The sequence below is a fragment of the Escherichia sp. 20412-1 genome, from assembly GCF_003027595.1.
Lineage (GTDB): Bacteria > Pseudomonadota > Gammaproteobacteria > Enterobacterales > Enterobacteriaceae > Escherichia > Escherichia marmotae.
Map to the genome: position 1 here is coordinate 14,885 of NZ_PYQM01000002.1, position 24,633 is coordinate 39,517.

Genomic DNA, 24,633 nt, shown 5'->3' on the forward strand with positions numbered 1-24,633 from the left:
GAAAATGTACCAATGCGTGGCTATTGTATTTTTGAACAAAAATAAAAAAGTGAGGTAAATTTAGCCAGTTTAAAGCCGCTACCTATAAAGTTTTCTCATTCCAGGCCGAAAATCCTGCTATCGGTCAACAGGAAAAGAGAAACCATGCTAAAACGTATCAGGATCGTGACCAGTGTACTACTGGTTTTGGCCATTTTCGGCCTTTTACAACTAACATCAGGCGGTCTGTTCTTTAATACCTTAAAGAAGGACAAAGAATACTTCTCCGTTTTACAAACCATTCGCCAGCAGCAATCTACGCTGAATAGCAGTTGGGTTGAGTTGTTGCAGACGCGTAACACCCTCAACCGCGCGGGCATCCGCTACATGATGGATCAGAACAATATTGGCAGTGGTTCAACTGTTGCCGAGCTGATGCAGAGTGCCACTCTTTCACTGAAACAAGCGGAAAAAAACTGGGCAGATTACGAGGCATTACCGCGTAACTCGCGTCAGAGCACAGCGGCTGCTACTGAGATCAAACGCAATTACGATATCTATCACAATGCACTGGCGGAGCTGATCCAGTTGTTAAGTGCGGGCAAAATCAATGCGTTTTTTGACCAACCTACACAGGGATATCAGGACGGGTTCGAAAAGCAGTATATGGCGTATATGCAGCAAAACGATCGTCTCTATGACATCGCCGTCACCGATAATAATGCTTCCTATAACCAGGCAATGTGGGTGCTGGCGTGCGTGCTGATCGTCGTACTGGCGGTGATTTTCGCCGTCTGGTTTGGTATTAAAACGTCGCTGGTGGCACCGATGAATCGCCTGATCGACAGCATTCGCCATATTGCTGGCGGTGATCTGGTGAAATCGATTGAGGTGGACGGTTCCAATGAAGTGGGTCAACTGGCAGAGAGTTTGCGTCATATGCAAAGTGAGCTGGTACGTACCGTAGGCGATGTGCGTAACGGCGCGAATGCTATCTATAGCGGGGCCAGCGAAATCGCCACCGGCAACAATGACCTCTCTTCGCGCACCGAGCAACAGGCAGCTTCGCTGGAAGAGACGGCAGCCAGCATGGAGCAACTGACCGCGACAGTGAAACAAAATGCCGAGAACGCGCGGCAGGCCAGCCATCTGGCATTAAGTGCTTCTGAAACAGCACAACGCGGCGGAAATGTGGTGGATAGCGTGGTACAGACCATGCGTGATATTTCTACTAGTTCGCAGAAAATTGCCGACATTATCAGTGTTATCGACGGCATTGCTTTCCAGACTAATATTCTGGCCTTGAATGCGGCGGTCGAAGCGGCACGCGCGGGTGAACAAGGTCGCGGTTTTGCGGTAGTTGCGGGAGAAGTGCGTAATCTGGCTCAGCGTAGCGCTCAGGCGGCGCGTGAAATTAAGACTCTGATTGAAGACTCGGTTGGCAAAGTGGATGTTGGCTCTACGCTGGTCGAAAGTGCCGGGGAAACGATGGCGGAGATTGTCAGCGCCGTGACCCGCGTGACCGATATTATGGGTGAAATTGCCTCTGCTTCTGATGAGCAGAGTCGTGGTATCGATCAGGTTGGTTTAGCGGTTGTCGAGATGGATCGGGTAACGCAACAGAACGCTGCGCTGGTGGAAGAGTCTGCCGCCGCTGCCGCCGCGCTGGAAGAGCAGGCCAGCCGCCTGACTGAAGCTGTGGCTGTATTTCGTATTCAGCAAGAGCAAAAGCGTCAGCGCGAAGTGTTGGTAGTAAACAGTGTGGCACCGGTTGCGCCGCGCAAAATTGCCGTTGCCGATAGCGGGGATAACTGGGAGACGTTTTAACACAATGACGCCGGATGAGTGCTTCATCCGGCGTTTTTATCGTTATACCAGGAACAGCGAAATTGCCGGGATATATGTGACCAGCAACAGCATCAGCAGCAGGGCTACCAGCAGTGGCAGAGATTGCTTAAAGAAATTACCTACAGAAACTTGCGTGATATTACACACCAGCAGCATCACGGTGCCCACCGGCGGCGTGAACGCGCCAATCGACAGGTTGAAGATCATGATGATACCGAAATGTACCGGATCGATACCAAAGTGTTCGACCACCGGTTTCAGTAGCGGCACCAGGATCAACAGAATGGCGTTTCCTTCCAGAAACATCCCCAACGTCAAAAGCAATACGTTGATAATCAAAAGGAACATATATTTGTTTTCAGTCAGCGAGGTGACGAAATTCGCCACCGCGACGCCAGCATGTTCCATTGAGAAAATCCAACCCAGGGCGGCGCTGGCCATAATCACCAGCATCACCGACGCCGTGGCGCGTGCGGTTTCACCGAGAGCTTTAACTACGTGGGAAACTTTCATTTCACGGTAGATGAAAAAGCCAATCGCCAGAACGATTAATACCGCTGCGGCACCTGCTTCCGTCGGGGTGAAGATATTCGCCCGAATGCCGCCGACTACGGCAAAAATCAGAAACAGCGCTGGCCACGCCTGACCGAGAGAGAACACCACTTCTTTGCCCGTTGGCCAGCTTTCACGCGAGGGTTTGGCGTTTGTTCTGCGGGCGACGAGGTAGACGGTAAACATCAGCACGACCGCACACAGCAAACCAGGCACCAGTCCGGCGATAAACATTTTGCCGATAGAGACATCCGCAACCAGACCGTAAATAATCAGGGCAATTCCCGGCGGTATGATTGGCGTGACTAACGAACCACCAGCGGTAATGGCGGCGGCAAAGGCACGGTTGTAACCTTTGCGTTCCATTTCCGGCACCATCATGCGCGATAACATTGCTGCATCTGCAAGGTTAGAGGCACTGACACCGCCCATCATGGTGCTGACGAGAATATTCGCTACGCCCAGACCACCGCGCATTTTCCCCACCAGGACGTTGGCAATTTGTAAAATGCGTTCTGCAATGCCGGTGTAGCTCATTAGCGTACCCAGCAAAATAAAAAACGGAATAGCCAGTAGTGAAGGACTTTGCGTCGGGGCGATTAGCCTCTGGACGGCAATTTCGATCGGCACGCTGGAGAAGAATAAAAAGTAAGCGATGATGCCAATAAACATCGCCAGATAGACCCGAATGTTAAGAAATAAACAGACGATCATTAGCGGGATAATCAATAACCAACTCATTGTTTTTCGTCTCCGCTATGGGGTTGCTTTATATCGGTGATTAACCAGTAAAGGGTATAGAGAGCAGTTGCCAGCGCGCCGACAGGGACCGCCAGATCGATCCAGAACCAGGAAACTTTCAGTATTTGTGTCACTTTAAACTGCGCCATTTCCGCCAGCCGGTAGCCCAGCCAGGCCATATAAAGCAACACGCAGAGGGAGAGAAGGGCGACCAGAACAGCAATCACTCGTCTGATGGTGGCTGGCAGCATATCCATTACAAAAGGGATGGTCAGATGTGCCCGGTCGCGCTCTGCCACGATACCACCTAGCATCACCACCCAAATCATCAGCATCCCGGACATCTCTTCTGTCCACTGAATCGGTTGGCCGATGAAATAGCGCATAAATACTGCTCCAATTGTCATCACAACCAGAACAAACAGCGCAAAGGCAGCGCTAAACTCTGCCAGTTTGCCGAAAAAACGCATGAAACCTCCTGTAAGGGCTTGTCCTGCTTTTGTGAAAAAAGCAGGACGATTAGCATCGATACTTATTTCAGTTGTTGTTGAATGGTTTCATAGAGGCCAGGTGTCCACTCCGGGAACTGTGAGTAAACTTCGCGGGCTTTCTTACGGAATGGTTCGGTATCAGGATAGATAACCTCTACACCTTCAGCTTGCATGGCTTTCAGCATTTCAGCATCGCGCTCAAGAGTGAGCTTCTGGCTATAGAGCCCAGCTTCATAACCAGTCTGGTGAATCATTTCCAGTTGTTCCGGGGAGAGGGTGCTAAAGAAAGCTTCGCCACCAATCCAGACGGAGGTGTTGGTAAGGTAATTCACCATCGTCAGGTATTTCGCCTGCTCATAGAGTTTTTGTCCTTGCAGAACAGAAATCGGGTTTTCCACTCCGTCAATAACGCCCTGGGTTAACGCAGGATAAACTTCACCTAATGGCATTGGCGTTGGGGTTGCTCCCATCGCCTGAATCGCTTTTATCTGCATGACATTATTAGGCACACGGATTTTTAATCCCGCGAGGTCTTCAACTGTGCGGATAGGTTTTTTAGAAATGATCTGCCGGGTGCCATAAAGATAATTATTCATAACCACATGAATACCTTTTTTCTTCAGGCTTTCATTTTTCTGCTTGAACCAGTCACTTTCATATATTTTGAACAGTTTTTGCGGATCGTCGGTTAAATAGGGGCCAAACAGAATGCCCAAATCTGGTTCATAATCAGCGAGGAATGCGACATCACTCAGGGTAATAACATTCATCCCCATCATGGCTTGTTCAGTCACATCCTGTTTTGATCCCAATTGGGAACTGGGGTAAAGCGCCAGTGTTATTTCACCACCACTTTTTTTATTCAACAGATCCGCCCAGTGGCGCATGACAACATCCAGTGGTTCGCCGGGGTTATTTTCATAGGCAACTTTTATCGAAATCGGTTTTGCCTGAATTATTGTCGGCAGAAAAAGGGTGCTGACAGTAATTAGCATTGCTATTATTTTACTCATCTTCCACGTACTCCATGTTATAGAATAAATAACTCCAACATTACTATCTGGAGAGAAACATCATGAAAAAGTTGTCGTCTGTGCGAAAATAATCAGCGAATAGACTGACTGCTGCAAATGTTTCGTGAATTCGTGCTCCTGGTATGACTTTGCTGCTTTTAATCGGTTTTTAATATGATTTTTATTGTATATCCTTAAGTTATGCAATGTCTGATGAGTAATGGTCTGTTTTCAGATAGATAAGCATTTTTTTAGTATGCGTGTAGTTAGCGTATTTGTTGCGATTTTATAAGGCGGCGACAGGCTATTTCACATAAGGAGTGATTGTTTTTATTTTATAATCTACTGATAATTATTTAAATTGATAATATAAACAGAATAAATTTTCGGTTGACGGTGTATAGCGATATCCTTTAAATTTGTTAAATGCTGAATTGATTTATTTTTGTCAGTTATGTTATCGCCGGGTATTAAAAATGAGAGGTTATTCATATCTGGTTGAAATGTTTGAGTAAAAAAGTTTTTCTGTTGCGTATGCATGAGGAGGGTAGATCATAACCATTCACACTATGAATAAACAAAAGAAAAATAATAAGTTGCATTTCTTAATATACTCTCGTGAGTAAATGTTGCGATTAACGATTAATTGTAAGTAATAGATTGGATGTTATTCTTATGAAGTTAGGTTAGTTATATCCATTATTTATGCATGAGGATGCGGAGTAATTATATGGAAATACTTTTAACGATTTTAATTCTTACTCTGGTTGTTTCATTAACCAGTGTGCTGACACGTCTGTCTCCCATCCAGATTCCACTTCCTTTAATCCAGATTGCTGCCGGTGCATTGCTGGCTCAGCCCATTTTTGGTTTACATGTGGAATTTAATCCTGAACTTTTCCTGTTATTGTTTATTCCACCGTTGTTGTTTGCTGAAAGTTCAAAAATACAACCTAAAGAGTTGATCAAACACAGTCGGGAAATCGTAGGTCTGGCGCTGATCCTGGTCTTAATCACTATTTTTGCCGTCGGCTACGTTATTCATTTACTGTTACCGAATGTTCCGCTTATTGCGGCGTTTGCATTGGCTGCGGTGTTGTCGCCAACGGATGCTGTCGCATTGTTGGGGATCGTCGGTAAAGGACGAATCAACAAAAGCATTCAGGAAGTGCTTGAAGGCGAAGCATTAATGAATGATGCCTCCGGTTTGGTGGCGTTGAAGTTTGCTGTCGCAGTGACTATGGGGACGATGGAATTTAGCGTGTATGGTGCGACTATCGCCTTTTTTGTCGTGGCAGTGGGCGGTATTGCCGTTGGGATCGCCGTTACCTGGTTATATGGTAAAGGACTGTTGTTGATCAGCCGTTACGCTCACGATGAGCCTTCAATCCAGATCGTGTTGATGTTGCTGCTGCCGTTTATTGTTTATCTGGTGGCGGAGCATTTTGGTTTATCCGGCATCCTCGCCGCTGTTGCCGCAGGGCTAACGACCAGCCGTATTGGCGTCGTGCATCATGCGCCTATACGACTGAGAATTAAGGCGAAAAGCTCCTGGTCAATGCTGGAATATGTCTTCAACGGCATGGTATTTTTGATTCTGGGCTTGCAGCTTCCGGCCATCATTTCGGAATCACTGACCCGCGCACAACACGATCCCTTAGTGCAAACCTGGTCGCTGGTGCTGGATATTGTGTGGATCTACCTTGCATTGATGGTTATGCGCTTTGGTTGGCTATGGTTGATGCGTCTGTACAGCCGCAGGCGGAAAAGTAATCATCCAATGCTGTTTGCCGGATACAAAACACGCCACTTGTTGTTAGCGACTTTTGCTGGCGTTCGTGGGGCTATAACTCTTGCGGGGGTGCTTTCTATACCGTTATTACTGCCCGATGGTGAACCGTTCCCTGGGCGCTATTTGCTGGTGTTTCTCGCTACCGGGGTGATCCTCTTTTCGTTGCTGTGCGGCATTATCATTCTGCCGCTGTTATTGGGGAAAAATGTTAGCCTGTTTAGCGATAACCGGCAGAAAGAAGAGATCGCCGCCGATTTGTTTATGTCTAAAATGGCTATCCTGAGCGTGCAAAAAACTCAGCAACGTTTGCTTGGTGCCAGCACGGAAAACCTCGATAATGAATTAATTATGGAAACCGGGGCCAGAATTATCGATTATATGCGGCGTAATGATGATGATATGTCGGCAAACGATAATTCGTTGCATATGCAACGGACAAAACTGGAAAGAACATTTAATCTGGCGGCGCTGAATGCCAAACGTGCAGCTATTTATCAAATGCGAGCAAGGCAAGAAGTGTGTGATGAAACACTGGCTAAAATTGTCAGTGAATTAGATGTACTGGAAGCATTAATTATGGACAGCCAATAATTTTATTGTTGTTTAATCAATAAATGATGGCTGAGTGTTGTTAACTCAGCATCGTTTATTATTGGCTTGATTTTTATGCCGTGATATAAACTCGGAATAGTAGTTTTTAATCTGTACTTAATTTAACGATGATGCTGTTTGACTGAGCGAATCATCGATTGCCTGGCGGTATCGAGATGATTACGCAGCGCGAGTACGGCATCTAAATCACTGCGGCAAATTAGCGCGCTAAGAATCGTCATATGCTCATCAATGGCAATAATATTACGTTGTTTCAGATCGCTTTCATCCCACTGATAATGACAGTGAAAAATCACCGATATAATTTCAAGTGTTTGATTAAAAAAGATGTTGTCAGCCGCAGATAGCAGCATGGCATGAAAATCGCGGTCTAACTGCGAAAACATACGAAAATTACTGCCAATGCTGTCACGCAGTGTCCGGTGGCGTTCGAGCAGTGTTTTTGCCTGTAACCAGCGTGAATCATCATCTGGCAAATTCAGAAAGTGCTGTAACGCGTGTGTTTCCAGCATCTCCCGCAGTTCAAACAGTTGTTCGGCATAAGACTGATCGAACTGCTTCATGCTCCACTGCCCGCGTTTTTCGCTCTGAATCAGACCATAGCGGCCAAATTTTAAAAGGTATTCTCGAACCACGACCGGGCTGACGCCTGCCGTCCGCGCCAGTTGCAGCTCGGAAAAACTCTCTCCGGCGCGTAGCTGACGCTGGTTAATCATGGTGAAAAATGCCTGCTCGAAAATGTAGTTTTGCTCTGTCAGCGAGACTGTGATGCAATCGAAACCATCGTTCTGTTCGGGTTTGCGGGCGACAACATAATCCTTTCCCACCTGGGTGAGCACGCCGCATGCGCTTAAATGCTGGAGTATGTGGCGTACCGTGGTGCGGCTAATGTTATACATTTCTGCCAGTCCACTTTGTGAAGGGAGTGGGGATGGAATATTTCCCCGCGCCATATCTTCAATCACCTGGTTTATGACGTTATGACGTAAATTCTGTGAACGACTCATTGTTCCCTCCAGTACGGTATTAAAAACCGATTTAAAACATTTTTATGCGTGATCATCCGCATATTTCATGGGCAAATTCAGTCGCTCTTATAAATTCGACGATATCTGGGAGTAATAAAATAAAAGGAGCAGTGAATCATGTCTACAATGAAAGTCTTAATTTGTCAGAAAATAAAGAGTTTAGTCTGGAAAATCCGGGAAAGGCCGGTGGCAGGCGACGATGAAGCATTAATTAAAATTAAAGCTGTCGGAATTTGTGGTACAGATATTCATGCCTGGGCGGGTAATCAGCCATTTTTTAGCTACCCACGTGTTTTAGGTCATGAAATATGTGGGGAGATTATTGATGCAGGGAAAAATATTCACAATTTTAATATTGGGCAGCAAGTTGCAGTAATTCCGTATATCTCTTGTCAGCAGTGTCCTGCGTGTAAAAGTGGTCGCACCAACTGCTGTGAAAGAATTTCAGTCATTGGTGTGCATCAGGATGGTGGTTTTAGTGAGTATCTGGCAGTGCCTGCGGCTAATTTGCTACCCGCAGACGGCATTGATCCGCAGGCGGCTGCGTTGATTGAACCTTTCGCCATTAGCGCTCATGCGGTACGTCGTGCGGCAGTTGCGCCCGGCGAGCAGGTGCTGGTGGTCGGTGCGGGGCCAATCGGTCTGGGCGCGGCGGCAATCGCTAAAGCTGATGGTGCACAGGTGGTAGTGGCAGATACCAGTCCGACTCGCCGTGAGCATGTAGCAACGCGTCTGGAACTGCCGGTGCTGGATCCTTCAGCAGAGGATTTTGATGACCAGTTGCGGGCGCAATTTGGTGGTTCTTTGGCGCAGAAAGTGATCGACGCGACGGGTAATCAACATGCGATGAATAACACAGTTAATCTGATTCGCCACGGCGGCACGGTGGTATTTGTCGGCCTGTTTAAAGGCGAGTTGCAATTCTCTGACCCGGAGTTCCATAAAAAAGAAACCACAATGATGGGTAGCCGCAACGCCACGCCGGAAGATTTCGCGAAAGTCGGGAGATTGATGGCGGAAGGGAAAATCACGGCTGACATGATGTTAACCCATCGCTATCCGTTCGCCACGCTGGCGGAAATCTATGAGCGCGATGTAATTAACAATCCTGAGTTGATTAAGGGCGTTATTACTTTCTGATAATCGGATATTGGTAAAGTTGCCATGCAGCGCTCGGGGACGTGTTGGGCGCTGTTTTTTTACGTTTCAATAATATACCGCAGGACGGATAAGGCGTTCACGCCGCATCCGGCAGTTGTGTGCCGATGCCTGATGCGACGCTTGCGCGTCTTATCCGAACTACAACCAGGCAATATTATTACCCTTCACGCTCAACCACTTTGATTTCCACCATACCAATGCCGAGCTTACGCGGCGAGTGGCCGAGAATGTTCCCTTCGTTGGTTACGACAGGTTCCGGTGGAACAATCACCAGCGTATCGGCATCGGTTGGGTTATCGAAATGCAGCGTATTGGTGGTCACTTCATTACCCAGCACGATGGTTTGTTCTTCATTGCCTACGCGTACCGGAATGGGGCGGCCGGCGTTATTACCATAGGCTTTGGCGGTGATCACCAGGTCAAATTTCTTCGGCAGCGGATGTTTGTACTCGATTTTCACTTCATCGCCTAACTGCGCGTTTGACCAGCGTCCCCAGGATTCCGGGCGGGAAATTCCACTGAACTGTTTCACCTCTTCCGGCGCACCAGCGACGTTAAAGATGAAACTGTCTGCTTTGTAGCGAATATCGTTATCGACAATTTTCAGCGTATCAACATTCTCTTTGTAGCGTTTCATGTCGATGACCGTGTCTTTAAACGCTGTTTTGCCTTTCCATTCAGGCTTATCAACATGCTGCACAATTTGTTGTCCGCCAAGTTGACCTTGTGAGACGCACCAGTCGGTAGAGAGCGCCAGTTCCGGTGCCCACAGTTGCGCCATCTTGTAACAGCGGTCAACCCAGACGAAATTGTCTCGTGGGGCGAAATCAGCTAACTGGAAACGCAGAGGTGCGGAGTATTCACTTTCTGGCAGAGGCTCCACGCGTTTATCTGACACGCGTAACAGCAGTGGCAGGCGGAAGTGGCTTCCTGAGAATGCGATCATGTTTTTGTTCTGATCAATGGTGAACGTTTTCATCTCGGTAGGGAATTTCCACAAGCGGATGATATCCGGCTTCCACGCCAGCACTTTCTCTTTAATGTTGAGGAACACTTCTGATATTGACTGACCAGACAGGCTGCTGCGTCCGAGACCGAGGAAGTTATCGCCTCCGAGAATATCCAGCACGGTAGCGCCGTTATCCATCGTGTTACGCTTCACTGCCAGCGTCTCTTGCTGCGGTTTGTCGCCACGGATGACAAAAAACAGGTTGTTGCGATCCTGTTTGTTCAGGTATTTCCACGCGGTGTTGTTCATCGCCAGATGGTCGGAAGAGACCACTATAACGGTATCTTTAAACCACGGAGAGGCTTTGATTTTGTTGATAAACGCCGCGATGTTCTCCTGGCTGCAACTTACCGCGCTGAATGACTGGTTCGGTTTTCCGTCAAAATCATATTTTTTGCGGTTACAGGTACGTGAGATAAAACCATCCGGGTGATGGGTATCGACCGTCAGAGTAAACAGCGAAAACCGTTGGCCGGAGCGAGACAGTTCTTCAAATTTTTTCCATGCTTCGTCCAGCACCGTATCGTCGTAGAATCCCCAGTCGTTGCGATAATGCGGGTCTGCCACCACGCTTTTCAGTTCTTCCGAACCGTACAAATGGTCGAAGCCGTGTGATTTCAGGAACACATCTTTACCCGCAAAACGCAGGTTGGCTCCCTGCACGAAATAGTTCTGATAACCGGAATTTTTCAGGATATCGCCCAGACAGATGTTCTGTGGGAAGAAGCTGGAAACGGATGCAGAGGCGTTGCCTTCAAACGGGGCAAACAGCGGAATGCCACACTGGGAGGCTACCATGCCAGCAATTGTGTAATCGGTTCCCGGCAGTTGCTGCGTATGGCTGAAATCCAGCCCTTCATTTTTTAGCGCCCCCAGTTCTGGCGTGAGATCCGGGAAAGCGTCGTTGTCAAAATAAGTTCGTTCGAGGCTTTCTCCGTAGATATAAACCAGGTTGAGTTTGGGGGAGGGGATGGTTTTTGACGGCTCTTTATAATAAGCCGCAAAGTCCGGATCGCCGTCGCGCGATTGGGATTTCACCAGTTCCGTTATCTGACGAAATGCCGGGCTGGCATCCACTGAACCCAGCGCCAGCAAGAGTGCCAAAAGGCTGTAGCCAAAATGGTGAGGATGATGTCGGCGGCGGCGAAGGATCCATCCCAGCGCGCCGAACACCGCCGTCAGTGCCAGCACAATGCCGATGCCTGGCAGGATATATTTGCTGACGCCTGCACCGGTCAGGCTGTTGGTTAAGGTATAGAGCACCGCGTCGTTAATACCATCGCCAGTAAAATAGTCGCTGGCAAACAGGGTAATATTTAAAACGACAAATAGCCCCAGCACCGTTAACGTGGCTGCAAACCACCAGGTGTTACGTCCCGCTTTCCATGCGTAGATCAGCACAGAGGCGAGAAACAGGGCGAAAGAGAGTAGTTCTGACAACGGGCGATCCTCACTAAACCAGGCCGTGTAGCCGATGTTTAAGATTTTTTGAGAAACACAATGTAATGGCGCTGCCATATTGCTGCAATTCTAGTGTCAAAAAAATGCGATGTTGTTAGGAATTAGTTTATAAACAGGCTTTTTTATTCAAGGTCGCGTCCCGCATAGCGGGGGATGAAAGCGTGAGAAGCGGGAAAAAGAGAAGGGGAGAGCCGCGCCAGCCGATTAACAGTTAAAACGCGGCATTATACAGAACAGATCAGGAGATAAAGTTCAGGCCTTGCTTTAATACCAGATCGCAGGCTTTGGTTTTCACTTTCTCCGCCAGCGGAGTGGTGCCGATGTTATCCAGATTAAGCTGCTGACCATCTTTGGTTTTCAGCAAACCCTGAATGCCATCCAGATAGTTGGTGTCTTCTTTCTGTTCTTCGCTGTTCAGGCCCAGCTTCTCCAGTACCTGATTTTTGATGTTTTCCGCGTCGGTCACTGAAGCCAGCTTTTGTTTCGCGCAATATTGCAGAATACCTGCGGCATTGTTCATATTGTCTGCGCTTAACGCCTGGTTGCCACTGCTAAGCAGACTCGTTAATGAAGAGAGCGACCAACCACCTTCCTGTGTGGTGCTGCTCTGGTTGCTTAACTCGCTGGCGGCGCTGGAAAGCGCATCTTTCCAGGAAGCGGCATGTGTCCCGGCGGAAATGAATGCGGTGGTGATAATTGCACAGCACAGAAGGTGTTTAACAGTTTTCATCATCATTACTCATAATGGAATTTTGTCGCAGTATAACGCCGGAAATGGGGATTAATACTCTTTACCCGTTACCCGACTACGATAACTGTCCCAGTTGAAGATCACCCACAGGCTGTTGCCCAGGCGCATACGATCCATAACGCGTTCGCCCAGCAATTTCGTCATCTCCTCCATATTGCTGTTGGTCAGCATCCCGGTCGGGCGTTTGGAAGAAGAACGACGATCGACGATCTGGTTGATGATCACTTTTTCGTATTTCGATTCGGTCTGTACACCGATCTCGTCGATCACCAGCAGATCAACGTTGCTCAGATCGTTGAGCAGTTGCTCTTCGCTGGTGCCGCTATTTCTGAAAGTATCTTTCATCGCTGACATAATATCGGCAACAGTAATAATCAATACCGATTTGCCGCGTAGCAGTAGTTCGTTGCAGATCGCTGCCGCCAGGTGGTTTTTACCGGTTCCAGGCTTGCCAGAAAAGATAAAGCTGGCGATGTTGCCGTCGAACTCGTCGACATACTGGCGCGCTTTGCTCAACGCATTCATCTGCCCTTCGCATTCAACACGATAGTTCTCAAAGGAGCAGTTCTGATGCAGCGGACGAATGCCGGAGCGGTTAAAGGTGCGCTGCATTTTCATTGCCCGGTTCTCGCGCTCCAGAGCGGCGGCGCGGAGCGCTCCTTGTTCTTTCTGCCACGCCAGAAGCTCTTCACCCGTTTTGAAGGCGGGTTTGATATGGGCAGGCATCATTTTTTGCAGACGTTGCATCAGGTCGCCAACGTTTTTCATCGTTACCCTCTGAATCCCGGTGGAATTTGGCTGTCAGGTTCGCTGACTGTGTTCACATCTCGTTTCGGCAGTCCGCCATTGCTGGCACGACCAATTTGCAGACTGCGCGCCAGTTTTTGTTGCCATTGCACATGATGAAAGACTTTGCCTTCCGCCTGCCAGTAGGCAATGAATGAGGCCAGTTCTTCGGCGGTGGCGGGTTCTCTTAGCGCCACGCCCCATAATGCGGCCAGGCGAGTAAAATCAGCATCTGGCCGCCAGTCCGGGTACATGGCGAATTTTCCCATCGGTACGGCAACGGGGGGAGTTTGCGGTTCCTGATAGAGTTGATCGTCCAGAGCGACATCGCTTCCTGGACGTGTCAGCTTTTCTTCCAGCGCCAGCAGTTCAGCAAGACGTGAGGGCGTGACGGCATAAAACGCCGGAGCGTTGTTAGCAAATACGGCAACCATACCGCCTTCAGCTTTTGCCAGAACGGTCTGGTGATCGTGTACCAGGGCGTCAATACCAACGACGTCCGGGGTCAAAACTCTGGAAGACATACTGTTTCTCAATATGGAACGATGAACGAGAAGGGAGATTACTTTTATAGTAACACACGGATGAAAGGAGGCTGTCTCTCATCCGTGTGCTTTAAGCGAGGCAATTTTATACGCGAGGGCGCTTGCGGTACAACCATAATCCAGGAATGGAAAGGCCGATGGATAACGCGCCAACAATTGATGATGCCGTAAGAAAGTTGGTTAACAGGGTAATCATCAACGGCTCGCTGTAACCTAACTGGCTGATTTTTACGGCTGAAATCATTGCTGTATAAGCAGAGATACCGGGAAACATAGGGATAACGGCTGCCACGGTAAAGACTTTCGGATGCGCCAGATACCAGCGTGACCATTGAATACCAATGGTGCCGACCAGCATGGATGCCATAAAGGTTGACCATTCAATATTCAGCCCGGTATTCATTAAGATCATTCGAGAGCCATGACCAATCGCGCCAAGCAGTGCACACCAGCGTAACGCCCGAACCGGCACATTGAATACCATCGCAAAGCCGACTGCAGGAATTGCCGCGAGGATCATATCCTGCACTAGTGCTAAGAGAAATTCGATCACACCCATCCGCGTAGTCCCCAAATCGTGAGTGCCATCACCACGCCAACGCAGGTAGCCAACGTCAATAGGCTGGCAATCGCCCAGCGTGCCAGCCCGGTATTGATGTGCCCTTTAAACATATCAGCGACGGCATTAATCAACGGAAAGCCCGGCACCAGCAGCAGAACGCTGGCAGCCATCGCGATTGTTGGCGTATTGCTGAAGGCAGGGAGTTGTAAAAGCAAACCAGAAATCGTGGTGGCGGCAAATGCGGTGATGCAAAAGTTTATCTGAGGGTGGAGATGACGTTGCGCCAGTAGCTGACGGATATACATTGCGACCGTGCTGGCAAAGAAGGTGATGACGGCACCATCCCAGCCACCTTTATTGAGCTTACAGAAACAGGCGCATGACAGACCAACCATCAAGGCGACCAGCCATCTCGGGTAACGTAAGGGTTGAATCTGGCTAAAACGTTTCTCCACGCCTTTGTAATCCAGCAGGTGATGCTCCGCCAGAATCACAATATGCTGAACTTCCGTCACTACATGCATATTAATGCCGCGATCGTGATTTTTGCGCGTAGATGTCAGGCATTGCCCATCTTTAATGGTAGTAAGCACAATGGCGTTCGAAGAGATAGAACTTTCGACGCAGTCCATTCCCAACGCCCGACCCAGTCGCGAGGAAAGCTCATCAACTAACGCGCTTTCCGCTCCATGTTGCAAAAGAAATAATCCACACTGGATACAAAGCCGTGTTACGGCCCGCTGTTGCTCAGTCTGCATAACTCGTCCTTTGTCATAGACGTGCTGCGTATTGTTCAAATAATGAGACCCCATTTGTATCATGAAGAGCGGTTGTTTTGGGGTAGGTTAAGATCAAAATTGCGCTGATTAGTCCTGGTTGGCGGGTGAAGTTCAGTGGCGAAAAGCGAATTTTTTATCGCTGCAAAAAAATTATCATATGAATATTATAATTATAATGAATTTATAATTTGTCTCTTACGGATTAGAGTAATGGATGGCCGTTCGTGCTTTTGAATTTTAAACAGATAAAATCATCAGATTTTACTGATTTTTTTTGTATAAATGCTGACGAGATGTTTTTTGTTCGATGGGAAGGCGGTGTTTTAATTATATCTTAAACTAATGGAATTCCAGGGTTTTCATTAAGTATTTCTAACAAGTCAATTTAGTTATTTTAAATGTCTCCAGGCTATTTCACCAGGTTATCATTTGATGCTAACCTTCTGACACATGCCGTGGAGTTATTGTGCAGCAGGAGTATGCTGATATGAAAGTGAATGCTAAGGATAATTTATTCGCTTAATCTATTAATTTGCTGGAAGCATTTAAGGAATGAATATCCTGAATAAACCATCATAATTTTTAGACAGTGGATGTGGAGGAAATATGTTGCCAGGATGCTGCAAAAATGGAATTGTTATCAGTAAAATACCGGTTATGCAAGCAGGGTTAAAAGAGGTCATGAGGACTCACTTCCCTGAATATGAAATAATATCCAGAGCCTCCGCGGAGGATCTTACCTTATTACAATTACGTCGCTCCGGATTAGTCATTGCCGATTTAACCGGCGAAAATGACAATCCACATTCCGTTTGTGAACATTATTATTCATTGATCTCACAATACAGGGAAATTCATTGGGTTTTCATGGTTTCGCGTGCCTGGTACTCTCAGGCGGTAGAACTGCTTATGTGCCCGGCAGCGACGTTACTGTCCGATATCGAACCCATTGAGAATCTGGTTAAGACGGTTCGTTCCGGTAATGCGCATGCAGAGCGTATCAGCGCCATGCTGACCTCCCCGGCAATGACTGAAACTCAGGATTTTAGCTATCGCACCGTCATTCTGACACTTTCAGAGCGCAAGGTACTGCGGTTGTTAGGCAAAGGATGGGGCATCAACCAGATAGCTTCATTGCTTAAGAAAAGCAATAAAACCATCAGCGCACAAAAAAACAGTGCGATGCGTCGGCTGGCAATTCACAGCAACGCTGAGATGTATGCATGGATAAATAGCGCGCAGGGAGCAAGAGAACTTAACTTGCCTTCGGTTTATGGAGATGCCGCAGAATGGAACACAGCCGAATTAAGAAGAGAAATGTCGCACTCATAGAGAAGTACGTCATGAGTAGTATCGGTATTGAAAGCTTATTCAGAAAGTTTGCGGGTAACCCTTATACACTCCATATCTATAGAAGCCAGGAGGCGTTTCAGGATGCGATGTCGCGGGTCTCATTTGCGGCGGTTATTTTTTCTTTTTCTGCCATGAGAAGTGAGCGCAGAGAGGGATTATCTTATTTGACTGAGCTGGCTATTAAATTTCCGCGTACCCGGCGTTTAGTTATTGCGGATGATGATATTGAAGCACGATTAATCGGATCATTATCGCCATCACCGTTGGACGGTGTATTAAGTAAAGCATCGACGCTGGACATTTTTTATCAGGAGCTGTTTCTGTCATTAAATGGCGTGCGTCAGGCTACCGATCGCCTGAACAATCAGTGGTACATTAATCAAAGCCGGACGCTAAGCCCAACGGAGAGAGAAATATTGCGTTTTATGTCGCGTGGCTACTCAATGACACAAATTGCCGAGCAGCTTAAACGAAATATTAAAACGATCCGCGCGCATAAATTTAATGTGATGTCGAAACTGGGCGTCAGTTCCGATGCTGGGTTGTTGGAGGCTGCAGACATTCTGTTATGTATGCGGGTTTCAGAAACAAGCAATGTGTTGCATTCCTTTTAATACGCTAATGCCGGGTTATCACCCCGGCAGAGTTTTTCATTTCAGCGTACAGTCGCCGCATTGCTGTACATCCGGCAAGCGATAACGTTGGCAGCAGGTACGGCGCACCAACAGGCCGTCGCGCAGCACCACCGTACGCCAAAGAGGATTATCTTCACCCGTGGAGAGTGTTTTCTCAAAAAAGAGAGCATGGCGAAGTGATTCAACAGTCGCATCACCAAGTAACTGCTTCATCTCAGTCAAATACCAGTTGATCAGATAGCCGGTATTACTCCAGATAAGTTTGCCATTGATTTCGCCGGTGGCTTCTAATGCCTGCACAACCGGGGCGATCGCCTGACTGATTAACTTTTCCATTCGCTGCTGTGGCAAATGCGGAGCGTTCTTGTCCTCACACACGTCGATCCAGAAACAGGCGGCACGCCCGGTTTCGTGAAACTCAACGTGAAAATGTTCCGGGGAAAGATCTAACGCTTTTTCCTGTGTTAACAGCGCCAGCATTAATGGCGGCATCATCAGACCGATATACCATTGCGCCCACAGTGAGATCAGCGGCTTATTCTCGCGGAGCATCAATGGTTGATTGCGGTAGATATGATCGGAATAAACAGCCAACAGGGAACGCAGGGCCGTTGGAGAAGACCATTGCGCCAGCGTCAGGGCGCTAAGTGGGGCGGGTTCATCCAGACGGATAAACTCCAGCAAATGTTCACGATGTTCTGCGATCGTCGCACGTACTGTTTCCGCAAGTGTTGGATCTTGCGGCTGGAGATGCGTTCGCCAGATAACATCTTCAAGAAGCGGTGCGGAACGATAGGCCATAATCGTGATAGTAATCTAAATGATAATGATTGCTAATCCTAGCGATAGGTTTAAACGATAGCAAGGGATTTTGCTAGCTTGCAAACGATAAAAATTATCATATGATATTGATTATCATTATCAATAAAAGAGATGAAACCATGTTGCAACGTACACTGGGCAGTGGTTGGGGAGTGTTGCTGCCGGGATTGCTGATTGCAGGACTGACGTATGTGGATTTATCGCCGGAACTGTGGCGGATTGTCATGCTGATGGGATTATTGGTGACACCGCTGATGCTGTATCACAAACAGTTACGGCATTATGTTTTGTTGCCATCGTGCCTGGCGCTAATTGCGAGCGTCATACTGATGATAACGAGCTGGGATCAAGGATGATAAAACAGGGAAGAAACAAGAAAGGAAGTAAAGATAATTGGTGCGAGGGGGGGGACTTGAACCCCCACGTCCGTAAGGACACTAACACCTGAAGCTAGCGCGTCTACCAATTCCGCCACCTTCGCACAGTCATCTTACTTTTTTGATATCGCCTCGTTGGTGCGAGGGGGGGGACTTGAACCCCCACGTCCGTAAGGACACTAACACCTGAAGCTAGCGCGTCTACCAATTCCGCCACCTTCGCCCAGTGCGAGCAATATCAACGTGGTTTTTGGTGCGAGGGGGGGGACTTGAACCCCCACGTCCGTAAGGACACTAACACCTGAAGCTAGCGCGTCTACCAATTCCGCCACCTTCGCATACCATCAATTCTTAAAAAAGAATTGCTACCACGGAGGCGCATTCTAGTGGTTTTCAGTTTTTCGTCAATAGTTAATTGTCGCCTGATGTGTGATTGCTGGAAAAATGGCCATCAGTGGATTGTGGATAATTCGTTTGTCGGTCAGATCAGGCGTTCACGTCGCATCCGACATGGCTTGTGGCTGTATATGCCAGATGCGACGCTGACGCGTCTTATCTGGCCTACGGAGGGCTAACGTACAGGTTTTGTTGGTTGGATAAGGCGTTTACGCCGCATCCGACACGGCATGCGGCGACAGGTGCCAGAGACTTAACCTTTCTTCGCCTGGCGGGTCATAATGGCGCGATACACCTTGAAACGCCCGGTTTGTGCGATGACTTCATGGAAGCCAAATGTTTCATCCAGCAGATCCGGATAAGGCAGGAACGCATTCGCTACAATCCGCAACTCGCCGCCGCTATTAAGATGACGTACCGCGCCGCGAATCAACGTTTGCGCAGCATCAAGGCTGGTTTGCATTCCATCGTGGAACGGTGGGTTGGAGATAATCATGTCAAAACGACCTTTCACCTCGGAAAAGACGTTGCTGGCAAAGACTTCACCTTCAACACCGTTAGCGGAAAGTGTCGCGCGACTGGCTTCTACTGCCGGTGCGGAGACATCGCACAAGGTGAGGCGAATTTTCGGTGAATGGTGCGCAAAAGCAACCGAAAGCACGCCTGCACCGCAGCCGACATCCAGCACTTTGCCTTTCGTGTGCGGAGTAAATGTCGAAAGCAGCAACTGGCTACCGACATCCAGGCCGTCACGACTAAACACGCCCGGCAACGTTTTGACCGTCAGGCCATCAACGTTGTATTCGCCCCAGAATTTATCAGCATCAAACTCCGGCTGCTTTTCCAGACGACCAAAATAGAGGCCGCAGCGGCGGGCGCTGTCTACCTTATTCAGTGGTGCGTAGTCCGCCAACATCTGCTCGGCGCTGCGCACACCGCTGCGGTTTTCGCCCACGACGAAAATATCTGTCCCTACTGGCAGCAGTGACAGTAGGTTCATCAGTTGGAATTGCGCTTCTGGTTTGTTCTTCGGCCAGTAGTAGATCAGCGTATCGCAATCTGCGACGTCGTCCGCCGTAGCGATCAGGCTAAAACGGGCGTTATCACCCATCTGGCGACTTAACACCTGCCAATGGTGGAATTGCTGGGTATGAGCACGACTGGCCGCGGTATCTAAACGCGCGGGCAGGTCATCCTGTAAGTCACCGGCAAACAGAATACGGCTTTGTTCGAAATCATCACTGTGGCGCAGCAAGACTTCACTTGCCGGGGTAAATGCAGACATGGAATGCTCCTCAATTGATACTGGCGGCGATTATAGCCATATGTTGGCGCGGTATCGACGAATTTGCTATATTTGCGCCCCTGACAACAGGAGCGATTCGCTATGACATCCCGACGAGACTGGCAGTTACAGCAACTGGGCATTACCCAGTGGTCGCTGCGTCGCCCTGGCGCGTTGCAGGGAGAGGTAGCCATTGCGATCCCGGCACACGTTCGTCTGGTGATGGTGGCAAACGATATTCCCGCCCTGACCGATCCGCTGGTGAGTGACGTTTTGCGCGCATTAACTGTTAGCCCCGAGCAGGTACTGCAATTGACGCCCGAAAGGATCGCGATGCTACCGCAAGGTAGTCGCTGCAACAGTTGGCGGCTGGGCACTGATGAACCGCTGTCACTGGAAGGTGCCCAGATAGCATCCCCGACGCTCACTGAATTACGGGCAAACCCAACGGCACGCGCCGCGTTATGGCAACAAATTTGCACATATGAACACGATTTCTTCCCTCGAAACGACTGATTTACCAGCGGCTTTTAACATTGAACAACGCGCCCACGCCTTTCCGTGGAGCGAAAAAACCTTTGCCAGCAACCAGGGCGAACGCTATCTCAACTTTCAGTTAACGCAAAACGGCAAAATGGCGGCGTTTGCGATTACGCAAGTGGTGCTGGATGAAGCTACATTGTTCAATATTGCTGTCGATCCCGACTATCAGCGTCAGGGATTGGGAAGGGCGCTACTGGAGCATCTGATCGACGAACTGGAAAAACGCGGCGTGGCAACGCTATGGCTGGAGGTCCGCGCCTCAAACGCTGCCGCCATTGCCCTGTATGAAAGTTTAGGTTTTAACGAGGCGACGATTCGCCGCAATTACTACCCCACCACGGACGGTCGCGAAGACGCCATCATCATGGCGTTGCCAATCAGTATGTAAGACAAGGTGGAATAATGAAGTGGGACTGGATTTTCTTTGATGCCGATGAAACGCTGTTTACTTTTGACTCGTTCACCGGCCTGCAGCGGATGTTTCTTGACTACAGCGTCACCTTTACCGCTGAAGATTTTCAGGACTATCAGGCCGTTAACAAGCCACTGTGGGTGGATTATCAAAACGGCGCGATCACTTCATTACAGCTTCAGCACGGGCGTTTTGAAAGCTGGGCCGAACGACTGAACGTCGAGCCAGGTAAACTCAACGAGGCCTTTATAAATGCGATGGCGGAAATCTGCACGCCGCTGCCGGGCGCGGTTTCCCTGCTTAACGCCATTCGCGGCAACGCCAAAATCGGCATCATCACCAACGGCTTTAGCGCCTTGCAGCAGGTGCGTCTGGAACGCACGGGCCTGCGTGATTATTTCGATTTGCTAGTGATTTCCGAAGAAGTTGGTGTCGCCAAGCCGAATAAGAAAATTTTCGATTATGCCCTGGAACAGGCGGGCAATCCTGACCGTTCACGAGTGCTGATGGTCGGTGATACTGCTGAGTCCGATATTCTCGGTGGTATCAATGCCGGGCTTGCGACCTGCTGGCTGAATGCGCATAACCGTGAGCAACCAGAAGGTATCGCACCCACCTGGACCGTTTCATCGTTGCATGAACTGGAGCAACTCCTGTGTAAACACTGATTGCCTCCCCCCCGTTGATGGGTAAAATAGCCGCAATTTTTCGTTTTCAACAAGCGCGGCGCGATGCCGCTTACTCAAGAAGAAAGAATTATGACGTTGTCTCCTTATTTGCAAGAGGTGGCGAAGCGCCGCACTTTTGCCATTATTTCTCACCCGGACGCAGGTAAGACTACTATTACCGAGAAGGTGCTGCTGTTCGGACAGGCCATTCAGACCGCCGGTACAGTAAAAGGCCGTGGCTCTAACCAGCACGCGAAGTCGGACTGGATGGAGATGGAAAAGCAGCGTGGTATCTCTATTACCACTTCTGTGATGCAGTTCCCTTATAAGGATTGCCTGGTTAACCTGCTCGACACCCCGGGGCACGAAGACTTCTCGGAAGATACCTATCGTACACTGACTGCAGTGGACTGCTGCCTGATGGTGATCGACGCCGCAAAAGGTGTAGAAGATCGTACCCGCAAGCTGATGGAAGTTACCCGTCTGCGCGATACGCCGATCCTCACCTTTATGAACAAACTTGACCGTGATATCCGCGACCCGATGGAATTGCTCGATGAAGTTGAAAACGAGCTGAAAATCGGTTGTGCGCCGATCACCTGGCCGATTGGCTGCGGCAAGCTGTTTAAAGGCGTTTACCATCTTTATAAAGATGAAACGTATCTCTATCAGAGCGGTAAAGGTCACACCATTCAGGAAGTGCGCATTGTTAAAGGGTTGAACAACCCGGATCTCGATGCTGCTGTTGGTGAAGATCTGGCGCAACAACTGCGTGATGAACTGGAATTGGTGAAAGGCGCATCTAACGAGTTCGACAAAGAGCTGTTCCTTGCAGGTGAAATCACCCCGGTATTTTTTGGTACTGCGCTGGGTAACTTCGGCGTGGATCATATGCTGGACGGGCTGGTGGAGTGGGCGCCTGCGCCGATGTCGCGTCAGACAGATACTCGCACTGTAGAGGCGAGCGAAGACAAATTTACCGGCTTCGTATTTAAAATTCAGGCCAACATGGACCCGAAACACCGCGACCGCGTGGCGTTTATGCGAGTCGTGTCCGGTAAATATGAAAAAGGCATGAAACTGCGCCAGGTGCGTACCGCGAAAGACGTGGTGATTTCCGACGCATTGACCTTTATGGCGGGCGACCGTTCGCACGTTGAAGAAGCTTATCCGGGCGATATCCTTGGTCTGCACAACCACGGCACTATTCAGATTGGCGACACCTTTACCCAGGGTGAGATGATGAAGTTCACCGGTATTCCGAACTTCGCACCAGAACTGTTCCGCCGTATCCGCCTGAAAGATCCGCTGAAGCAAAAACAACTGCTCAAAGGGCTGGTACAGCTTTCCGAAGAGGGCGCGGTACAGGTGTTCCGTCCGCTCTCCAACAACGACCTGATCGTAGGTGCGGTTGGTGTGCTGCAGTTTGATGTGGTGGTATCGCGCCTGAAGAGCGAATACAACGTTGAAGCCGTGTACGAGTCGGTCAACGTTGCCACCGCCCGTTGGGTAGAATGTGCGGACGCGAAGAAATTCGAAGAGTTCAAGCGTAAGAACGAAAGCCAACTGGCGCTTGATGGCGGCGACAACCTCGCTTACATCGCTACCAGCATGGTGAACTTGCGCTTAGCGCAAGAGCGTTACCCGGATGTTCAGTTCCACCAGACTCGCGAACATTAATTCTTGCCTCAAGGGCGCGGCAACCGCTGCGCCCTGTCACTTTCCCTTCCTTATTAGCCGCTTGCGGAATGTTCTTAAAACATTCGCTTTTGCTTATGTTTGCGCGTTTTTTAGCCGATGCGGCGAGCGGTTTCAAAATTGTGATCTATATTTAACAAAGTGATGACATTTGTGACGGCTTTAAATACCGTTCAATTCGTGGATATCAGTATTTAAAACCGTTAAATGTCATTCGATTGATATTAATAACTGATCCAGAGGCTGTGATGGTCGTTATTCATCACTCATCGCTTTTGTGATGGCGACCATTGACTTCTGTACAGGGTGAAGTCTCTCCCTTTCAGCAATGCAACCTCGTGTTGCCAGGCTCAAATTATGAGCAAACATACAGGAATACATCGATGACTATGACAAAACTGAAGATTTCGAAAACGCTGCTGGCCGTAATGTTGACCTCTGCCGTGGCGACAGGCTCTGCTTTTGCGGAAAACAACGCGCAGACCACCAACGAAACCGCAGGGCAAAAAGTCGATAGCTCTATGAATAAAGTCGGTAATTTCATGGATGACAGCGCCATCACTGCGAAAGTGAAGGCGGCTCTGGTGGATCATGACAACATCAAAAGCACCGATATCTCTGTTAAAACCGATCAAAAAGTCGTGACTCTGAGCGGATTTGTTGAAAGCCAGGCACAGGCTGAAGAGGCCGTGAAAGTGGCTAAAGGAGTTGAGGGTGTGACCTCTGTCAGCGACAAACTGCACGTTCGCGACGCTAAAGAAGGCTCTGTGAAGGGTTACGCAGGTGATACCGCCACCACCAGTGAAATCAAAGCCAAACTGCTGGCAGACGATATCGTCCCTTCCCGTCATGTGAAAGTTGAAACCACCGACGGCGTGGTTCAGCTCTCCGGTACTGTTGATTCCCAGGCACAAAGCGACCGTGCTGAAAGTATCGCTAAAGCGGTAGATGGTGTGAAAAGCGTTAAAAATGATCTGAAAACTAAGTAATTCGTCGTAATTCGTCCTCCCGAACTTTGTCGGGAGGCGCGATGTGCACCACACTAAAAAATATCGCATTGAGTGATTTGCACGCTCATATCAAGCGGTGACATTAACTATGGTAAAGGAGACGCTTATGTTTCGTTGGGGCATCATATTTCTGGTTATCGCGTTAATCGCCGCCGCACTTGGGTTTGGTGGTCTGGCCGGTACTGCTGCAGGTGCAGCAAAAATTGTCTTTGTCGTCGGGATTATTCTGTTCCTGGTGAGTTTGTTCATGGGCCGAAAACGACCCTAGATTTCAGACCATTAAGAAAATTTTATACAAAGCCAGTCCAGCGGACTGGCTTTTAC

General features: G+C 48.8%; 24 protein-coding genes and 3 tRNA genes. 12 read left to right on the forward strand and 15 right to left on the reverse strand.

The window, feature by feature from the left end:
* The first annotated feature begins 144 nt into the window (after nucleotides 1-144).
* Entirely contained in the window at nucleotides 145-1,806 is a 1,662-nt protein-coding gene (gene tsr, locus C7B16_RS01760; RefSeq protein ID WP_000919638.1) for a methyl-accepting chemotaxis protein, read from the forward strand.
* 42 nt (nucleotides 1,807-1,848) lie between these two features.
* Here tsr and C7B16_RS01765 read toward each other — a convergent pair whose 3' ends face one another.
* The 3 genes from C7B16_RS01765 to C7B16_RS01775 all read right to left on the reverse strand — a co-directional run bounded on the left by C7B16_RS01765 (nucleotide 1,849) and on the right by C7B16_RS01775 (nucleotide 4,624).
* Nucleotides 1,849-3,120: a TRAP transporter large permease gene (locus C7B16_RS01765; RefSeq protein ID WP_000118645.1), complete on the reverse strand. Its 1,272-nt coding sequence runs from the start codon at nucleotides 3,118-3,120 to the stop codon at nucleotides 1,849-1,851.
* Nucleotides 3,117-3,590, reverse strand: coding sequence for a TRAP transporter small permease (locus tag C7B16_RS01770; protein ID WP_001210260.1), 474 nt, complete (start codon nucleotides 3,588-3,590; stop codon nucleotides 3,117-3,119). The genes C7B16_RS01765 and C7B16_RS01770 overlap by 4 nt, the downstream gene beginning before the upstream one ends.
* A 62-nt stretch (nucleotides 3,591-3,652) precedes the next feature.
* Nucleotides 3,653-4,624, reverse strand: coding sequence for a C4-dicarboxylate TRAP transporter substrate-binding protein (locus tag C7B16_RS01775; RefSeq protein WP_001468480.1), 972 nt, complete (start codon nucleotides 4,622-4,624; stop codon nucleotides 3,653-3,655).
* A gap of 730 nt (nucleotides 4,625-5,354) precedes the next feature.
* On the opposite strand from C7B16_RS01775, the gene C7B16_RS01780 reads away from it, so the two are divergent.
* Entirely contained in the window at nucleotides 5,355-7,007 is a 1,653-nt protein-coding gene (locus tag C7B16_RS01780) for a Na+/H+ antiporter (RefSeq protein WP_001468481.1), read from the forward strand.
* Between the two features lie 122 nt (nucleotides 7,008-7,129).
* Here the strand turns inward: C7B16_RS01780 and C7B16_RS01785 are convergent, their stop codons facing one another.
* Nucleotides 7,130-8,035, reverse strand: coding sequence for a GntR family transcriptional regulator (locus C7B16_RS01785; RefSeq protein ID WP_000091590.1), 906 nt, complete (start codon nucleotides 8,033-8,035; stop codon nucleotides 7,130-7,132).
* 138 nt (nucleotides 8,036-8,173) lie between these two features.
* On the opposite strand from C7B16_RS01785, the gene C7B16_RS01790 reads away from it, so the two are divergent.
* Nucleotides 8,174-9,196: a zinc-binding alcohol dehydrogenase family protein gene (locus C7B16_RS01790; RefSeq protein ID WP_000106014.1), complete on the forward strand. Its 1,023-nt coding sequence runs from the start codon at nucleotides 8,174-8,176 to the stop codon at nucleotides 9,194-9,196.
* A gap of 178 nt (nucleotides 9,197-9,374) precedes the next feature.
* Here the strand turns inward: C7B16_RS01790 and opgB are convergent, their stop codons facing one another.
* The 6 genes from opgB to C7B16_RS01820 form a co-directional block, all read right to left on the reverse strand.
* Entirely contained in the window at nucleotides 9,375-11,666 is a 2,292-nt protein-coding gene (opgB, locus tag C7B16_RS01795) for a phosphatidylglycerol--membrane-oligosaccharide glycerophosphotransferase (RefSeq protein WP_024193626.1), read from the reverse strand.
* A 259-nt stretch (nucleotides 11,667-11,925) separates the two neighbouring features.
* Nucleotides 11,926-12,420, reverse strand: coding sequence for a DUF2501 domain-containing protein YjjA (gene yjjA / locus C7B16_RS01800; protein WP_107179344.1), 495 nt, complete (start codon nucleotides 12,418-12,420; stop codon nucleotides 11,926-11,928).
* 48 nt (nucleotides 12,421-12,468) lie between these two features.
* A complete protein-coding gene (gene dnaC, locus C7B16_RS01805) occupies nucleotides 12,469-13,206 on the reverse strand; it encodes a DNA replication protein DnaC (RefSeq protein ID WP_001468484.1) in 738 nt (245 codons plus the stop codon).
* A gap of 2 nt (nucleotides 13,207-13,208) precedes the next feature.
* Complete coding sequence (gene dnaT / locus C7B16_RS01810) at nucleotides 13,209-13,748, reverse strand: primosomal protein DnaT (RefSeq protein ID WP_001468485.1); 540 nt, start codon at nucleotides 13,746-13,748, stop codon at nucleotides 13,209-13,211.
* A gap of 106 nt (nucleotides 13,749-13,854) precedes the next feature.
* A complete protein-coding gene (locus C7B16_RS01815; RefSeq protein WP_000538195.1) occupies nucleotides 13,855-14,328 on the reverse strand; it encodes a threonine/serine exporter in 474 nt (157 codons plus the stop codon).
* Nucleotides 14,319-15,089: a threonine/serine ThrE exporter family protein gene (locus tag C7B16_RS01820; RefSeq protein WP_001468486.1), complete on the reverse strand. Its 771-nt coding sequence runs from the start codon at nucleotides 15,087-15,089 to the stop codon at nucleotides 14,319-14,321. Before C7B16_RS01820 ends, C7B16_RS01815 begins: the two co-directional genes overlap by 10 nt.
* A 627-nt stretch (nucleotides 15,090-15,716) precedes the next feature.
* On the opposite strand from C7B16_RS01820, the gene C7B16_RS01825 reads away from it, so the two are divergent.
* Nucleotides 15,717-16,442: a helix-turn-helix domain-containing protein gene (locus C7B16_RS01825; protein WP_000936620.1), complete on the forward strand. Its 726-nt coding sequence runs from the start codon at nucleotides 15,717-15,719 to the stop codon at nucleotides 16,440-16,442.
* Nucleotides 16,400-17,077 carry a DNA-binding transcriptional activator BglJ gene (gene bglJ, locus C7B16_RS01830; protein ID WP_107179298.1) on the forward strand — a complete coding sequence of 226 codons (678 nt, stop codon included), beginning with the start codon at nucleotides 16,400-16,402 and terminating at the stop codon, nucleotides 17,075-17,077. Before C7B16_RS01825 ends, bglJ begins: the two co-directional genes overlap by 43 nt.
* Before the next feature lie 36 nt (nucleotides 17,078-17,113).
* Here the strand turns inward: bglJ and fhuF are convergent, their stop codons facing one another.
* On the reverse strand, nucleotides 17,114-17,899 hold the full coding sequence (gene fhuF, locus C7B16_RS01835; protein ID WP_016262840.1) for a siderophore-iron reductase FhuF: 786 nt from the start codon (nucleotides 17,897-17,899) through the stop codon (nucleotides 17,114-17,116).
* Between the two features lie 140 nt (nucleotides 17,900-18,039).
* Between fhuF and C7B16_RS01840 the strand changes: the two genes are divergently transcribed.
* Nucleotides 18,040-18,276, forward strand: a complete 237-nt coding sequence (locus C7B16_RS01840) for a DUF1435 domain-containing protein (protein WP_001468488.1) — start codon at nucleotides 18,040-18,042, stop codon at nucleotides 18,274-18,276.
* Nucleotides 18,277-18,314: 38 nt separating this feature from the next.
* Here the strand turns inward: C7B16_RS01840 and C7B16_RS01845 are convergent.
* The 4 genes from C7B16_RS01845 to rsmC all read right to left on the reverse strand — a co-directional run bounded on the left by C7B16_RS01845 (nucleotide 18,315) and on the right by rsmC (nucleotide 19,978).
* A tRNA-Leu gene (locus tag C7B16_RS01845) sits at nucleotides 18,315-18,401 on the reverse strand.
* A 32-nt stretch (nucleotides 18,402-18,433) separates the two neighbouring features.
* Nucleotides 18,434-18,520 (reverse strand) — tRNA-Leu (locus C7B16_RS01850).
* 28 nt (nucleotides 18,521-18,548) lie between these two features.
* Nucleotides 18,549-18,635, reverse strand: a tRNA-Leu gene (locus C7B16_RS01855).
* Between the two features lie 311 nt (nucleotides 18,636-18,946).
* Nucleotides 18,947-19,978 (reverse strand): 16S rRNA (guanine(1207)-N(2))-methyltransferase RsmC, encoded by a 1,032-nt coding sequence (rsmC, locus tag C7B16_RS01860; RefSeq protein ID WP_001272304.1) that lies wholly within the window; start codon nucleotides 19,976-19,978, stop codon nucleotides 18,947-18,949.
* A gap of 102 nt (nucleotides 19,979-20,080) precedes the next feature.
* On the opposite strand from rsmC, the gene holD reads away from it, so the two are divergent.
* The 6 genes from holD (at nucleotide 20,081) to C7B16_RS01890 (ending at nucleotide 24,577) form a co-directional block, all read left to right on the forward strand.
* Nucleotides 20,081-20,494, forward strand: coding sequence for a DNA polymerase III subunit psi (gene holD / locus C7B16_RS01865; RefSeq protein WP_000204034.1), 414 nt, complete (start codon nucleotides 20,081-20,083; stop codon nucleotides 20,492-20,494).
* Nucleotides 20,463-20,909, forward strand: a complete 447-nt coding sequence (gene rimI / locus C7B16_RS01870; protein WP_001092453.1) for a ribosomal protein S18-alanine N-acetyltransferase — start codon at nucleotides 20,463-20,465, stop codon at nucleotides 20,907-20,909. Before holD ends, rimI begins: the two co-directional genes overlap by 32 nt.
* 14 nt (nucleotides 20,910-20,923) lie before the next feature.
* Nucleotides 20,924-21,601, forward strand: a complete 678-nt coding sequence (gene yjjG / locus C7B16_RS01875; RefSeq protein ID WP_000870712.1) for a pyrimidine 5'-nucleotidase — start codon at nucleotides 20,924-20,926, stop codon at nucleotides 21,599-21,601.
* A 90-nt stretch (nucleotides 21,602-21,691) separates the two neighbouring features.
* Complete coding sequence (gene prfC / locus C7B16_RS01880) at nucleotides 21,692-23,281, forward strand: peptide chain release factor 3 (protein WP_000175960.1); 1,590 nt, start codon at nucleotides 21,692-21,694, stop codon at nucleotides 23,279-23,281.
* A 401-nt stretch (nucleotides 23,282-23,682) separates the two neighbouring features.
* A complete protein-coding gene (osmY, locus tag C7B16_RS01885; RefSeq protein ID WP_000178899.1) occupies nucleotides 23,683-24,288 on the forward strand; it encodes a molecular chaperone OsmY in 606 nt (201 codons plus the stop codon).
* A gap of 127 nt (nucleotides 24,289-24,415) precedes the next feature.
* Complete coding sequence (locus tag C7B16_RS01890) at nucleotides 24,416-24,577, forward strand: DUF1328 domain-containing protein (protein ID WP_000490275.1); 162 nt, start codon at nucleotides 24,416-24,418, stop codon at nucleotides 24,575-24,577.
* Nucleotides 24,578-24,633 lie beyond the last annotated feature (56 nt).